The 13,188-nt window shown below is 60.4% G+C and carries 13 protein-coding genes; 6 read left to right on the top strand and 7 right to left on the bottom strand.

Going from position 1 to position 13,188, the window contains the following annotated elements:
• Positions 1–45 precede the first annotated feature (45 nt).
• Entirely contained in the window at positions 46–606 is a 561-nt protein-coding gene (locus tag J7U39_RS07140; RefSeq protein ID WP_210631113.1) for a cysteine hydrolase family protein, read from the top strand.
• Positions 607–963: 357 nt separating this feature from the next.
• The gene (locus J7U39_RS07135; protein WP_210631112.1) at positions 964–1,839 is read left to right on the top strand and encodes a D-alanyl-D-alanine carboxypeptidase family protein; all 876 of its coding nucleotides are present in this window, start codon (positions 964–966) and stop codon (positions 1,837–1,839) included.
• A gap of 37 nt (positions 1,840–1,876) precedes the next feature.
• On the opposite strand, the gene J7U39_RS07130 is transcribed toward J7U39_RS07135, so the two are convergent.
• The 5 genes from J7U39_RS07130 to J7U39_RS07110 form a co-directional block, all read right to left on the bottom strand.
• Complete coding sequence (locus J7U39_RS07130) at positions 1,877–3,130, bottom strand: sensor domain-containing diguanylate cyclase (RefSeq protein ID WP_210631111.1); 1,254 nt, start codon at positions 3,128–3,130, stop codon at positions 1,877–1,879.
• A gap of 146 nt (positions 3,131–3,276) precedes the next feature.
• Complete coding sequence (locus J7U39_RS07125) at positions 3,277–3,888, bottom strand: ABC-type transport auxiliary lipoprotein family protein (protein ID WP_210631110.1); 612 nt, start codon at positions 3,886–3,888, stop codon at positions 3,277–3,279.
• A 25-nt stretch (positions 3,889–3,913) separates the two neighbouring features.
• Positions 3,914–5,284, bottom strand: coding sequence for an MlaD family protein (locus tag J7U39_RS07120; protein WP_210631109.1), 1,371 nt, complete (start codon positions 5,282–5,284; stop codon positions 3,914–3,916).
• A gap of 8 nt (positions 5,285–5,292) precedes the next feature.
• Positions 5,293–6,138, bottom strand: coding sequence for an ABC transporter ATP-binding protein (locus tag J7U39_RS07115; RefSeq protein WP_210631108.1), 846 nt, complete (start codon positions 6,136–6,138; stop codon positions 5,293–5,295).
• Position 6,139: 1 nt separating this feature from the next.
• A complete protein-coding gene (locus tag J7U39_RS07110; RefSeq protein WP_210631107.1) occupies positions 6,140–7,309 on the bottom strand; it encodes an MlaE family lipid ABC transporter permease subunit in 1,170 nt (389 codons plus the stop codon).
• 97 nt (positions 7,310–7,406) lie between these two features.
• Here J7U39_RS07110 and dgcA point away from each other — a divergent pair, with 97 nt between their 5' ends.
• Positions 7,407–8,390 (top strand): N-acetyl-D-Glu racemase DgcA, encoded by a 984-nt coding sequence (dgcA, locus tag J7U39_RS07105; RefSeq protein WP_210631106.1) that lies wholly within the window; start codon positions 7,407–7,409, stop codon positions 8,388–8,390.
• Here the strand turns inward: dgcA and J7U39_RS07100 are convergent.
• A complete protein-coding gene (locus J7U39_RS07100; protein WP_210631105.1) occupies positions 8,342–9,559 on the bottom strand; it encodes an MFS transporter in 1,218 nt (405 codons plus the stop codon). The two genes, dgcA and J7U39_RS07100, sit on opposite strands and share 49 nt — an antisense overlap.
• A 164-nt stretch (positions 9,560–9,723) precedes the next feature.
• The gene (locus tag J7U39_RS07095; protein ID WP_210631617.1) at positions 9,724–10,536 is read right to left on the bottom strand and encodes a UDP-2,3-diacylglucosamine diphosphatase; all 813 of its coding nucleotides are present in this window, start codon (positions 10,534–10,536) and stop codon (positions 9,724–9,726) included.
• 273 nt (positions 10,537–10,809) lie between these two features.
• On the opposite strand from J7U39_RS07095, the gene J7U39_RS07090 reads away from it, so the two are divergent.
• The 3 genes from J7U39_RS07090 (at position 10,810) to J7U39_RS07080 (ending at position 13,172) form a co-directional block, all read left to right on the top strand.
• Positions 10,810–11,142 (top strand): hypothetical protein, encoded by a 333-nt coding sequence (locus J7U39_RS07090; protein WP_210631616.1) that lies wholly within the window; start codon positions 10,810–10,812, stop codon positions 11,140–11,142.
• A 184-nt stretch (positions 11,143–11,326) separates the two neighbouring features.
• On the top strand, positions 11,327–12,076 hold the full coding sequence (locus J7U39_RS07085) for a phosphoglycerate mutase family protein (protein ID WP_210631615.1): 750 nt from the start codon (positions 11,327–11,329) through the stop codon (positions 12,074–12,076).
• Positions 12,077–12,347: 271 nt separating this feature from the next.
• Positions 12,348–13,172 (top strand): SAM-dependent methyltransferase, encoded by an 825-nt coding sequence (locus J7U39_RS07080; protein ID WP_259671505.1) that lies wholly within the window; start codon positions 12,348–12,350, stop codon positions 13,170–13,172.
• Positions 13,173–13,188: the final 16 nt, after the last annotated feature.

Genomic DNA, 13,188 nt, shown 5'->3' with positions numbered 1-13,188 from the left:
ATGACGGGGGTATGCTCTGCTCCCCAGCCCGGAACCTCGAACGAAATGACCAAGGCCCTTTTGATTATCGACGTGCAAAATGCAATTCTCTCGGGAAAGGCCATGCCGGACCGCCAACCACAGGTCGATTCCGCACTTGATGAGACCGTTGCTCGACTGGCATTGCTCAAGGAAAAGGCGCGACAGGCTGGCGTGCCGATCGTGCTGGTGCAACATGATGGCGATAGCGGCCATCGATTGGCCGTAGACACGCCAGGATGGGCGCTGCGCCGCGAAATTGCACCGCAAACAGGTGAGGTCGTCGTGCGCAAGACGAGCGCCGACTCCTTCTTCGGGACCGATCTTGCCGACCGCTTGCAAGAACGTTCGATTACCCACCTCGTTGTCGGCGGCTGCATGTCGCAATTCTGCGTCGACACGACCGTCAGGCGTGCCGTTTCGCTCGGTTATGACGTGACCTTGGTTGCCGACGGCCACACAACCGGCGACACGGCGACCTTCAGTTTCTCCGAGATTGTCGCCCACCACAACGAAACGCTTGATGGTTTCGATGCGGGTGACGCGACGGTGGAGGTCCGCCCCGCCGTCGACATTGCCTTTTCGTAAAGGCTCTGGCAACAACGCCTGACATCAAATCGGAAGCAGGTAATCGGTCCGATCAGCGCCTGGTCGATCTCCTGGCGCCTCCTGCAGCCGTTTCGACCATGATCGCCCCCCCACGCCTGCAGCAATTCGAAGTGCAGCGGAAAATTCGTGTGAAAGGCGCGCTTCATGCTCATGACGAATTTAGACGTGCCATGCGCGCGATTGTCAAAACCGCAGGGCCCGGGACAAAAGGTATCATCTGTGGATGGGCCTTTTTTATTTGCCCGCCTTCCTTCATTCCGTCACAAACTTTTTCGATCCGCTTGCGTTTAAAGCCAACGGCTCCTCGGCCGTGCAACGAAAGAGACAGCAATACCGATGACCACGACGACATCCCGGCTCCTTGCCATCGCGCTCTCCTCCACCCTGCTGATGGGCGCTTTCATTCCGGCAGAAGCCGGTCAGGCAAGCTTCGTCATCGATGCGCAGTCTGGCAAGGTTCTTGAAGCTTCCAACCAGGACGATCTCAACTATCCCGCGTCGCTGACCAAGATGATGACGCTCTATCTCGCATTCGAGGCGCTGCATGATGGACGCCTCACCTGGGATCAGAAGCTCACCATGTCGGAAAACGCCGAGAGCAAGGAACCCTTCAAGCTTGCCGTCGGCGCTGGCCGCAAGGTGACGCTGCGTGAAGCGGTCGAAAGCATCGTCGTGCTGTCTGCCAACGATTCCGCCGTGGCAATCGCTGAACAGCTCGGCGACTCCGAACAGGCTTTCGCCAGAGCGATGACCGACAAGGCGCGCCAGCTGGGGATGCAGGACACGGTCTTCAAGAACCCATCGGGCCTTCCCGATCCGGAGCAGGTTACCACGGCGCGTGACATGGCCACGCTCGGCCTTTCGCTGATGCGGGACTTCCCCGAGGAATTCAAGCTCTTCTCGATGCGCGGCTTTCAGTTCCGAGGCATGAAACTGCGCGGCCACAACAATCTGATGTATCGCTATGACGGTGTCGACGGCATCAAGACAGGCTATACCGATGCATCGGGCTACAATGTCGTGACCTCGGCGTTGAAGGATGGCCGCCGCGTCGTCGGCGTCGTCATGGGTGAAAAGACTGCAAGCCTGCGCGACGACAAAATGGCGAGCCTCCTCGACAGCACCCTGCCCTCATCACCAACCGCCACCGCCTCCACCACCCCAGGCAGCCAGCCTGCAGCGACGATGACCGACGCGCAACCGACGAAATAACCGGCAAGCCAAGCTGAAAGGGCGCGGCGCACTTTCGCTACCGGAAAGCCACCTCCAGGTTTTGCCGGTCTTGCGCAATTACCCGGCAATTGGTTTCAAAACCTTCGCCCTTGATGGCAAGAATGAATTCCAAAGGAATGCCCGCTGTACTGGAGACCGAAACGCCGGCGCTCTCCACGCCGATCGATTTCACCGTGCAGTCGATGGTCGAGCGCCGGTCGTTGAACAGGATCGCACCTGCCTTCAGCACGCGCCGCCGCGCGCCGATGGCGTGGTCGGCGTGAATGGAACTCGATGAGACGCAGCGGTTGCGCCCACTCTGCTTTGCCTGATACATCGCCGCATCCGCCTGAGCGAGCAGCGTTTCGATGTCTTTGCTGACGATCGAAAGCGCCGACGTTCCGAGGCTTGCCGTGACGTTCAGAGAGCCGTGATGGCCGAAAATGACCTGCGAGGCGATGGCGGCCCTGAGTTTTTCGGCGACGGCCGCCGCTCCTTCCCGATCGACATGCGGCAGAACGACGGCGAATTCCTCGCCCCCGATACGGCCAAACAAATCACCGGCGCGAAGCGTCGACCTGCAGATCGATGCGACCGCCTTGAGAACCGCGTCTCCTGTGGCATGCCCGTGCCCATCGTTCACCTGCTTGAAGTGATCGATATCGAAAACGATGCATGACAGGTCGTGCTGACGCCGCAGCGCGAGCGAAATCAGCTGATCGGCTTCCTGCTTGAATGCACGCCGCGTCATCGCCTCGGTCAGACTGTCGGTGGCGGCAGACTGCACGAGCTCGATGCGGTCCATCGCCGCTCCCGCCAATTCCTCGAGAAGACCGAGGTCCTTGCTGCCGAATGATCTCGGCCGGCGATCGATGGCGCACACGGTTCCGATCATGTGGCCAGCCTTCGTTCTAAGCGGAACGCCGGCATAAAAGCGGATATGGTCCTCGCCCGTGACCGCTGGATGCCTTGCAAAGCGGAGATCCTTGCTGGCATCCGGAACGATAACGGGCTCATCACAGTCGACTACGCAGCGGCAGAACGTGTCTTCCAGCGACACCTCGTCGGCCGACATGCCGGAACAGGCCTTGTACCATTGCCGGTGCGCATCGATCAGCGACACGATGCCGATGTCGACGGAAAAGATCTGCTTTATCAGGCGGACGATCCGCTCGAATCCCTCGTCCCTCGGCGTGTCGAGCAGATCGAGCTGCTGCAACGCGGCCAGCCGGTCCTTTTCTCGCTGAAGCGCTTCCGATGACGACTTTCCGAATACTCGTGCGACCACCATGCAGCATGCCTCCTGACAGCGCTAACACGAGGCATTCCACAAATTCGTGAAGAAATTTAATACGACGAACGCCTCAACCTCGTGGCGCCCAATTTTTTTGGAACCCGCAACCCTTGATGTTGACGCGGCAGTCGCGAAACGCCCTCTCAGATTGAACGCAGGGTCCAGCTTACGATCTCCGAAACTACCGCCGAAAAGGCGCGGTCGAGACCTTTGACAAAGCCCGTATTGTCGCCGCCCGCCGGGGCCGTGGCGCGGAACACCTTCTGAGCGTGCACCGAGCCATTTCGGTCGTTCAGAATCTTGGCGGAGATTTCCACCACCGCCAGGGTGCCGCTCGAAGCGTCGATCTCGAATGAGCGGATGTCGGTGACGACCTGGTAATCGATTGCAAGCCCCTGGCCCGGCATCCCGACGCCGCCGAGTTTGCCCGAATTCTCGAAGGCCTCGACCAGTTTCGATTGCACCATGCGCGGCAGCTTGTCGCCCCACTGCGCTCGCGACAGATTCTGGATTTCCGAGGACGAGACGCGGATGACGATTTGGTCGCTGTCGAGCGCCCTCAGCGCCGTCGGGGTGGCAATCAGGATCTGGCGGGATTTGGCCGCGGGCCCATCGCCATCGACGGCGCCCGACAGGTCATAGGTGTCGTTCTTGGCAGTGGTACCGCACCCGGAAAGGATCAGCGCCGTCAGCGGCAGCGCGATCGCCGTTCCCCTGATCCAAGAACGGCGCGACAGCAGATGCGATGCGACCATATTAGGCTACCCCTGACTTCCCCTGTTAACGCCGCGTCCGGCCGTCGTACTGCTTGACCGTGTCCCCGCCGAAGATCAGGCGTTGCGGATTGCGGTCGAAGTTGCTGATCGTATCGTTGAGATTGCTCACGGTTCCGCGCATGTCATTGATGAGAGTCTGCACGTCGCGCAAGCCGCCGCTCGAGAATTTCTGTAGATTGTCGGCGATCGGACCGATGCGCGAATTCAGATTGTCCGCGACCTTCTTAAACGATTCGAGCGTCGCGCGCGCCTCGGTAAACAGAGATTGCGTATTGTCGGTGCCGAGCAACGCATCGACCTTGATGAGAATGCCGTCGATACGTGTCGAGGCTGAATTCAGCTTGTTGGCAAGCTGCGACACGTCTTGAATTGTCTGGTCGATATCCTTCTGGCGCAACGAAACCGTGTTGGCGACGTCGCGGATCGAGGCGACTGCCGCACGTGCATCCTTTGTGGCCTGCGAGATATCGTCGACGGAACCCTTGATCTTCGCCGGGTCGATCTGGGCGACGAGCGTGTCGACGCGATCGAGCGTCGCCTGCGCCTGCTTGCCGAAATCGTTGAAGGTGGTGGCCGTCTCGTCGAACTTCTGGATCGCGCCCTTGAGATCGCCCGAGGCATCGGCGACATTGGCAGTGATCTTCTCGGCATTGGAGACGATATTGTCGATCTTCTGAGCGTCGACCGCCTTGACCAGCGATTCCACAGCCTGGAGCGTCGAATCGAGACGCCCGGAAACCGCCTTCACCGTATTGGAGAGCTCACCGACGCTCTGCAGGAAGGAGTCGATATTGTCGGAATTCTTGGCCAGCGCATCCGAGAAGGTTTCGGCATTCTTGAACGTCTGGGTCAGCGGAGCACGCGAATCTTCGATGAAACCCTGAAGTTCGCCGACCGCGTCATTGGCGCGATCGAGGATCTTGTCCGCGGTCGCCAGAAGATTGGTGACGCTCGACTGGTCGGCCACGATGACGGCGCGTTTGCCGTTTTCGATCGCATGTTTGAGGATACTCTCCTCACCCTTGCGGCCGCCCGACAGTTCGATATAGGCGGCCCCCGTCAGGCCCTGAATTTCAAGGGCGGCCTTGGTGGAGGGGTAGATCGGTGCGTCCGCGCGCACCTGGGTGAAGGCCAGCGAATATTGCGGATCGTCGGCATCGATCGACAGCGTCTGCACCGAGCCCACCTGGATACCATTGAAGCGCACGGGCGAGCCGACGCTGAGCCCGTTCGCCGAGCCGGGAATACGCACGATCAGCTCCGTCATCGGGCCACCGCGGCCATATTCGGCCATCCAGTAGACGAAGCCGAAGGCGGCCGCGATCACCAGCACCGTGAAAAAACCGACAATCGTATAATTGGCTTTGGTTTCCATCTATCCGATCACTTCCCGCCGCTGCCGTTGCCGTGCCGCGCGCCATTGTCCTGCGGCACGATCGACCGTGCCCGTTTACCTTTGAAATAGGCCTGCACCCACGGATCGTCATAGGCCAGCATGTCGTCGATCGTGCCTTCCACCATTACCCGCTTCTTTCCGAGCACGGCAATACGGTCACAAACCGAAAACAGGCTGTCGAGATCGTGCGTCACCATATAGACGGTCAGTCCGAGACTATCGCGCAGATTGGCGATGAGTTCGTCGAACTCGGCCGCGCCGATCGGATCGAGACCTGAAGTCGGCTCGTCCAGAAAGACGAGCTCGGGATCGAGCGCCAGGGCGCGGGCAAGCGCGGCGCGCTTGATCATGCCGCCCGAAAGCTCGGACGGATATTTGTCGGCGGCGTCGGCCGCAAGCCCCACCATGCGGATCTTCAAGTGCGCCAGCTCATCCATCAGCGAGCGCGGCAGGTCGAGATATTCGCGCATCGGCACCTGGATATTTTCCTTGACGGTCAGCGACGAAAACAAAGCGCCCTGCTGGAAGAGCACGCCGAGCCGCATGTCGAGCGCGTTGCGCTGCGGCTCATTGAGCTCGTCGAAGTCCTGGCCGAGGATCTTGATCGTGCCGGAGCGGCGCGGCAGCAGCCGCAGCACCGTGCGCATCAGCACCGATTTGCCGGTGCCCGACGCGCCGACGAAGCCGAGGATCTCGCCGCGATAGATATCGAGGTTCAGTTTGTCGAGCACCACCTTGGAGCCAAAGGCGACGGTGACGTCGCGCGCCGAAAGCACGACATCCCTGCCCTGTCCTTCGCTTTCTATCGGTTGCTCGTCCACGCTGCCCGCCATGCTAGAAATCGATCGCTGCATAGAACATCGCAAAAAGCCCGTCCATCAGGATGACGACGAAAATCGCCTTCACCACCGAGGCCGTCACATGCTGACCGAGCGACTCCGCACTGCCGCCGACCTTCAGCCCCTCGACGGCGGCGACGATGCCGATGACGAGCGCCATGAACGGCGCCTTGATCATGCCCGACAGCACGGTCGACAGCGTAATAGCCTCGTGCAGCCGCGCCAGGAAATTGGCGAAAGTGATGCCGGAATAGCCCCAGGCGACGACCGCAGCCCCCGCCAGCGACGCGAAGTTCGCCAACACCGTCAGCAGCGGCAATGCAATGGTCAGCGCCACCAGCCGCGGGAAGATCAGCACGCCGATCGGGTTCAGCCCCATCACCTTCAGCGCGTCGATCTCCTCGCGCATCTTCATCGAGCCGATTTCGGCGGTAATCGCGCTGCCGGAACGACCGGCAATCATGATCGAGGTCAGCAGCACGCCGATTTCGCGCAGCTGCAGAATTCCAACCAGATCGACAACGAACACCTCCGCCCCGAAATAACGCAGCTGGAAGGCACCCTGCTGGGCGATGATCGCACCGATCAGAAATGACATCAGCAGAATGATCGGAACGGCACGCACACCCATGTGATCGATCTGGTTGACGATCGAGGCCGGCGAGACGCCGCTGCCGCGGCCGAGCTTCATTTGCGCGCCGCGCACCGCCGAGCCGAGGATATACATCGAGGCGGCGAGATTGTCCCAGATGTCGTAAGTCATCTTGCCGATCGGCGCCAAGATGCGCGCGGCAAGCGAGACCTTCTCCTTCTGTTCCGGCTCCGGTTTGGCTGGCTCCTCCGAAAACATCTCCAGCATTTCGTCGATATGCGGATTGGTGCCGACGAAGCGCACCGTGCGCCCGGCCGCTTCCTCCTCCTTCTTTAGCCGGCAAAGAAGCCAGATACCGGCAGTATCGATGTCCGATACATCAGAAAGGTCCAGCGTCAGATTGCCGATCTTCTCTCGCCGAAGCTTATCGAAGTCGCGCAGCACAAGATGCACATAGGCGCTGCGCCAATTGCCGCTGAGACGAACATGCTGCCCCGAACCATCTGGCCGGTCGTCCACTTGCAGTGAGGCGGCGTTGCGATTCTCGGCGTTCAAGATACTTGTGTCTTTCAAGGCTTACGGCGACATTGCCGACTCGCGAAGCGGATCGCCGCCGGCGCGTCAATATACAGAAGCAACGTCCAATTTCCATGCTCGCAGGATAGCAATAATGCCGCGCACCCTCGATATCCAGATGAATTCCTTTCCGATTGCCGGGACCTTCACCATCTCGCGCGGCGCGAAGACGAAGGCCGAGGTCATTACCTGCACAGTCACGGAAGAAGGCGCGCAAGGGCACGGCGAATGTGTGCCCTACCGCCGCTACGGTGAGACCATGGAGAGCGTCTTCGCCCAGATCGAGGCGGCGCGCCCGCTGATCGAATCCGGCATTTCGCGCGACGATCTCTTGTCGGCGATGCCGCCGGGTGCGGCACGCAACGCGGTTGATTGCGCTCTCTGGGATCTCGAAGCAAAACGGACGGGCCAAACGGTCGCCGCCCGCCTCGGCCTCACATCGCTCAAACCGCTCACGACAGCCTACACCATCTCGCTCGGTGAGCCGGACGTAATGGCCGCGCAGGCGCGCGAACATGCCGGTCGCGCTCTGCTCAAGGTCAAGGTGGGAACCGGCGACGATGAAAGCCGCATCCGCGCCGTCCGCGCGGCGGCACCCGAAGCTGCGATCATTCTCGACGCCAATGAGGGCTGGCCGGAGGCGGTGCTGGAACGTCATCTGCAGATCGCCGCAGAGGCGGGTGTTGCCCTCGTCGAGCAACCGCTGCCAGCGGGCCGCGATGCGCTGCTTGCCGAAATCCGCCGCCCGCTGCTGGTCTGCGCCGACGAGAGTGTGCACCACACCGGCGATCTCGCAAGCCTTGCCGACCGCTATGATGCGATCAATATCAAGCTCGACAAGACAGGCGGCCTCACCGAGGCCTTGGCAATGAAGACCGAAGCCGAGAGACTCGGCATTTCGATCATGATCGGCTGCATGGTCGGCACCTCGCTCGCCATGGCGCCGGCCGTGCTGCTCGCGCAGAATGCCGATTTTGTCGATCTCGACGGCCCGCTGCTGCTTGCCCACGACCGCGAGCCCGGCCTGCGCTACGCCGCTTCCCTGGTCTTTCCGCCGGAAAGCGCCCTCTGGGGCTGAAGATAATAGGCTGAGATGACGATCCCGAGGCCCGTAAGAGCGACGAGCGCCATGACGTAATAACTGACGAGACCGAGCCAAGCGTAGAGATAACCCGAAGCGATGGTCATTAACCCCATCGCCATGCCGACATAAAAGAAATAGGCGCCCTGCGCCGAGGCCTCCTGCGTCTCCTGCACTGTCGCCACGATCCGCCGCTGCACGCCGGTATGCACGAAGGCATAGGTGAAGCCGTGGAAGCATTGCAGCAGAAAGAAGCCGGCAAAGCCGGCATTCATGGGAAACAGGATCCAGCGGCAGACGCTGACGGCGCAGCCGAAGCGGATTAGGGTCCAGGCAGTGAAGCGCCGATTGAGCCGCTTCGACAGAAAGAACACCGTCACCTCCGAGGCAACGCCGGCGCTCCAGAGCAGGCCGACTTGCGTGCCGGAAAAGCCGAGCTGATGCCAATAGATCGAGGAGAAAGCATTGAGCACGGCATGGCTCGACTGCTGGATGGCGACGCCGATCAGAAGCAGCAGCAAATGCGGTTCGCGCAGGCCGCTGCCGGTGGCGGCAGGAAGGTCGATCGGCAGACCGCGCCGCCGGGTCGGCCCGATACGCGGACAGAAGATCGCCATCACTACCGTCATCATGAAGCCGAACACCATGACGATGAGCACCATGCCGCCGCCCCACCGGCTGATCAGCTGACCGCCGACCAGCGTCGAGACGATGAAGGCGATGGAGCCCCACACGCGCATCGACCCATAATCGAGCCCCCAACGCCGCACGCCTGAAATGACGATCGATTCGACCACGGGCACATAGGGCGCAAAGCTGGCGCCCTGCAGCGCGAAGACGATTGTCACCGGCCAGAAGCTGGTCGACCAGTAAAGCGCGATCGCCGTCAGCAGCGACAGGCTCCCCGACCAGAGCAGCACGGTGGCGCGCTCCTTCATGCGGTCGGCGATCATGGCGACGACAGGCGCCACCAAGACTCGAACCACCATCGGTATGGCGAGGATAATGCCGATTTCATGGTCGCTGAAACTATGGGTTTCCAGCCATACCGGGAAGAATGGCAGCACGACGCCATTGACGAGCAGCGGCGCGCAATAAGACAGCGCACTGAGCAGCCGGAAGCGCGGCGGCGCTCCCTCACCCGGGGAATGTTGAGCGGGAATCATCTGTGGACCTGAAGGAAACTGGATGTTTTCCTAACACACCACCCGGGGGGCGACTATTGCGAGAAATAGCCGTCCGGAAACGTTTTAGAAAATAAATATGGCCTGTTACCTCGCGGTAACGGCTAAATTGCCGGCGAGCCGCCGCGACAGCGACGGCCGTAAAATCACGCCGCCTGCGGGGCGAGTTCCGCCTCTTCGGTACTCTCGATGGCGGTAAGCGCCGGTACGGCGGTGGCAAGCGCCCGCCAGGTGATCAGTTCGAAGGTGCCGTCGGCATGTTCGGCAACCGCCGTGCAGCTTTCCACCCAGTCACCCGTGTTGATGTAGCGAATGCCGTCCATATCCTGGATCATGGCGTGGTGGATGTGGCCGCAGATCACGCCGTCGGCGCCGCTCTTGCGGGCCTCTTCGGCGACGACGCGCTCGAACTCGCCGATGAAATTGACCGCGTGCTTGACCTGCAGCTTCGCCCAGGCGGAGAACGACCAATAAGGCATGCCGAGGCGGCGGCGTACGGCCGCGAGCAGGATGTTGATGCGGATCGCCGTATCATAGGCCCAGTCGCCGAGATAGGCGAGCAGGCGGGCGTTGCGGACGACGACATCGAACTCGTCGCCGTGCAGGATCAGGTATCTCTTGCCGTCCGCGCCGTCATACATCATACGCTCGACGACCTCGATGCCGCCGAAATGCATGCCCGGGAAGTCGCGCAGAAATTCGTCGTGATTGCCTGGGATATAAACGACGCGCGTGCCCTTGCGCGCCTTGCGCAACAGCTTCTGGACGACGTCGTTGCAGACCTGCGGCCAGTACCAGCTGCGTTTCAGACGCCAGCCGTCGACGATATCGCCGACGAGCACGATGGTGTCTGCCTCGTGGTAGCGCAGGAAATCGAGCAGGAAATCAGCCTTCGCGGCCTTCGAGCCGAGATGAATATCGGAAATGAAGAGCGTGCGGAAATGTCTGGGTTCCATCATGTTTGTCACGAACAGTGCTCGTGCCCCATCTTTCATCTAGCCCTCCAAAACCAGACTCGTGTTTCAGGAAGATGACAAGCTGGGGAAAAGCCCTGCAGACCGACCCATACCGTCTGGATGGTAAACGCCGATCCCGTCGGTCACGAAGGTCGCAAAACCGAAATCGGAAATCCGATCACCATAATTTCGTGCCGCGAGGTTCTAGATCTTTCCCGCATGCCGAGAATCAAATTAACAGCAGGTGCCGATTTGGCGTATCCTTGGGGGTTGATGATGCATGTCCGCACCGCGACGATAATGATTTCTATTGCAATACTTGCAGGCTGTGCACCGACGCAGCAGGATTATGATGCGACCGTCACGTTGCTGCAAGGCAGCACCAGAGCGAGAAATGAGTTCGTCAAAGTGTGCGCAAAGGATTTCGATGCAAATGCGCGTCGCACCGCCGGGATCGTGACAAACGTCTCTGACAAGGACGCTCCGAGGGTCGCCTGCCAGCGATATCTGGCGGCCGCGATCTCCGGTCGGGCCACGTATCAGGATCTGCTCGACATCAAGGCTCACCGGTTTACGCCAAAGCTCGTCAAGATCTTCCAGGGCCGCTGATAGCGCGGAAGACCCTCCCTCGCTCCTTGATTTTGGAACCGAGTGAACAAGATCGACGGGCCAAGCGGATTGGGGCAAGCGGCGACCAGACGCTCGCCCCCTTTTCCGACCGACGATATTGCCCTGCCAATCGAGCGCGTTCATGATGACGACGATTCCATATCCGATGAAGCGGGGATGGCCGATGCGTCTCTTTCTCGTTCGCCACGGCGAATCCCTCGGCAACATCAACGAACAGGCCTACCGTCAGTTCGGCGATCATAACGTGCCGTTGACCGAGTGGGGCTATCGCCAGGCGGCGGAGGCAGGCGCTGTCATCGCCTCGTACCTGAGAGGGCTGCCGAGCGAGGGATTCCAGAAGCTGCATATCTGGTATTCGCCGTTCCTGCGCACGCGCCAGAGCAAGGATGCGCTGCTCGAAGTGCTGCCGGAAAACTTCGTCGGCGATGTCAGGGAAGATTATCTTCTGCGCGAGCAGGATTTCGGCCTCTTCACCGAAATCTACGATCATGCCGAGCAGAAACAGAAATTCCCCGAGGAATTCGAAAAATGGGCGAGGCTCCGCAACAACAGCGGCAAGTTCTATGCACGGCCGCCGGACGGCGAAAGCCGGGCGGACGTGGCGCAGCGGGTGCGTCTCTTCCTCCAGACCGTCATGCGCGAAGCCGAGACCGGCGACCACAATGTCGCGATCGTCGGCCATGGCGTCACCAACCGCGCGGTCGAAATGAATTTCCTGCACCACTCCGTCGACTGGTTCGAGCGATCCGACAATCCTGGGAATTCCGACGTCACGCTGATCGAGGGAACGCGTTTGCAGGGCTACGACACGATCCTGCTCCACCAGGCCGCCGACCGGCAGCCGGGACAGGAGGACAAACTGCGCGATGCCTATGGCGCTGACGTGACGATGACGCCGAAGTGCGGTGGGTAAACCGTTCCTGAGTTCGCGCACTCATCCATGTGCACGAGGTTCGGCCAGTCCCAGGCAAATGTGAATTCAAGCAGAGATTGGTGCCATATTCACTTGCGGCACAGAGTTGCAGATGGTTCATTTTCCCGAAATAGCTCGTGAGACATTCTGAAAGCTCTATTTCAACACTGCCATCCGCATGACGGTTCGGAGACGATGAAGGAGAGATGTCGAAATGACGAGGAGATCAAGTCTCGTACTGCAAGAAGTCCGTCGGCTAAACGCAAGGATGATGGCCGCGGCCACAGGCTCGCCGGATGAACGGTATGAACGCATTTTCGACCTTGTACCCCGCGAAGCCTTCCTTGGTCCCGGTCCGTGGCATATCGCCGTCCATCCTTGGAAGAAATCCTACCGGCATCGCTACATTGAAACTCCGAGCGACGATCCGGTGCATGTTAATCAGAACGTGCTGGTCGCACTTGATCGGACGAAGGGCATCAACAACGGCGAGCCCCTGTTGCATGCAGGTTGGCTCGGGAGCGTGAATCCACAGCGCGGCGAAGTGGTGACCCATATCGGAGCAGGCACTGGCTACTACACCGCAATGCTCTCGATGTTGACGCTCCCATACGGCAGCGTGCATGCCTTTGAAATCGATGACAATCTTGCTGAGCGTGCGCGTGAGAACCTCGTTCCCTTCGAAGGGGTTTCGGTTACTCATGGTGACGCTACTGTGCTGACGCTGCCGTCATCCGACGTGATCTACGTGAATGCCGGCGTTGTGGCCCCGCCAGCACATTGGCTCGAATCATTGCGTCCAGGCGGTCGTATGATCTTTCCTTGGCGCCCGAACGAGGATGTTGCCGTCACGATGCTCATCACTCGAGGTCAATCGGAATTCTCGGCGCAGCCATTAATGCCAGCTTGGTTCATTCCCTGCATTGGCGCAAGTGACCCTCGCCAGAGCCTTAGAGTCCCGGATCGCACCGGCGCACGAACCATCCGCTCCGCCTGGCTCACCAGAGATCGCAAACCCGACGAAAGCGCCGTCGCGATCTTCCGCGACGTATGGTTCTCCAACAATTCCGCAGCTCCAACCACAGTTGCCGCGTAATTCGCAATTCCGCGAA

It is taken from the genome of Rhizobium sp. NLR16a, assembly GCF_017948245.1.
GTDB lineage: Bacteria > Pseudomonadota > Alphaproteobacteria > Rhizobiales > Rhizobiaceae > Rhizobium.
The sequence above is the reverse complement of the archived record's forward strand: the minus strand, read 5'-3'. Positions and strand labels throughout refer to the sequence as shown.

What these genes read in the sequence shown, in the direction of transcription:
- J7U39_RS07140 (WP_210631113.1), top strand. Translation starts at nt 46, where the DNA reads ATGACCAAGGCCCTTTTGATTATCGACGTGCAAAATGCAATTCTCTCG.
- J7U39_RS07135 (WP_210631112.1), top strand. Translation starts at nt 964, where the DNA reads ATGACCACGACGACATCCCGGCTCCTTGCCATCGCGCTCTCCTCCACC.
- J7U39_RS07130 (WP_210631111.1), bottom strand. Translation starts at nt 3,130, where the DNA reads ATGGTGGTCGCACGAGTATTCGGAAAGTCGTCATCGGAAGCGCTTCAG.
- J7U39_RS07125 (WP_210631110.1), bottom strand. Translation starts at nt 3,888, where the DNA reads ATGGTCGCATCGCATCTGCTGTCGCGCCGTTCTTGGATCAGGGGAACG.
- J7U39_RS07120 (WP_210631109.1), bottom strand. Translation starts at nt 5,284, where the DNA reads ATGGAAACCAAAGCCAATTATACGATTGTCGGTTTTTTCACGGTGCTG.
- J7U39_RS07115 (WP_210631108.1), bottom strand. Translation starts at nt 6,138, where the DNA reads ATGGCGGGCAGCGTGGACGAGCAACCGATAGAAAGCGAAGGACAGGGC.
- dgcA (WP_210631106.1), top strand. Translation starts at nt 7,407, where the DNA reads ATGCCGCGCACCCTCGATATCCAGATGAATTCCTTTCCGATTGCCGGG.
- J7U39_RS07100 (WP_210631105.1), bottom strand. Translation starts at nt 9,559, where the DNA reads ATGATTCCCGCTCAACATTCCCCGGGTGAGGGAGCGCCGCCGCGCTTC.
- J7U39_RS07095 (WP_210631617.1), bottom strand. Translation starts at nt 10,536, where the DNA reads ATGATGGAACCCAGACATTTCCGCACGCTCTTCATTTCCGATATTCAT.
- J7U39_RS07090 (WP_210631616.1), top strand. Translation starts at nt 10,810, where the DNA reads ATGCATGTCCGCACCGCGACGATAATGATTTCTATTGCAATACTTGCA.
- J7U39_RS07085 (WP_210631615.1), top strand. Translation starts at nt 11,327, where the DNA reads ATGCGTCTCTTTCTCGTTCGCCACGGCGAATCCCTCGGCAACATCAAC.
- J7U39_RS07080 (WP_259671505.1), top strand. Translation starts at nt 12,348, where the DNA reads ATGGCCGCGGCCACAGGCTCGCCGGATGAACGGTATGAACGCATTTTC.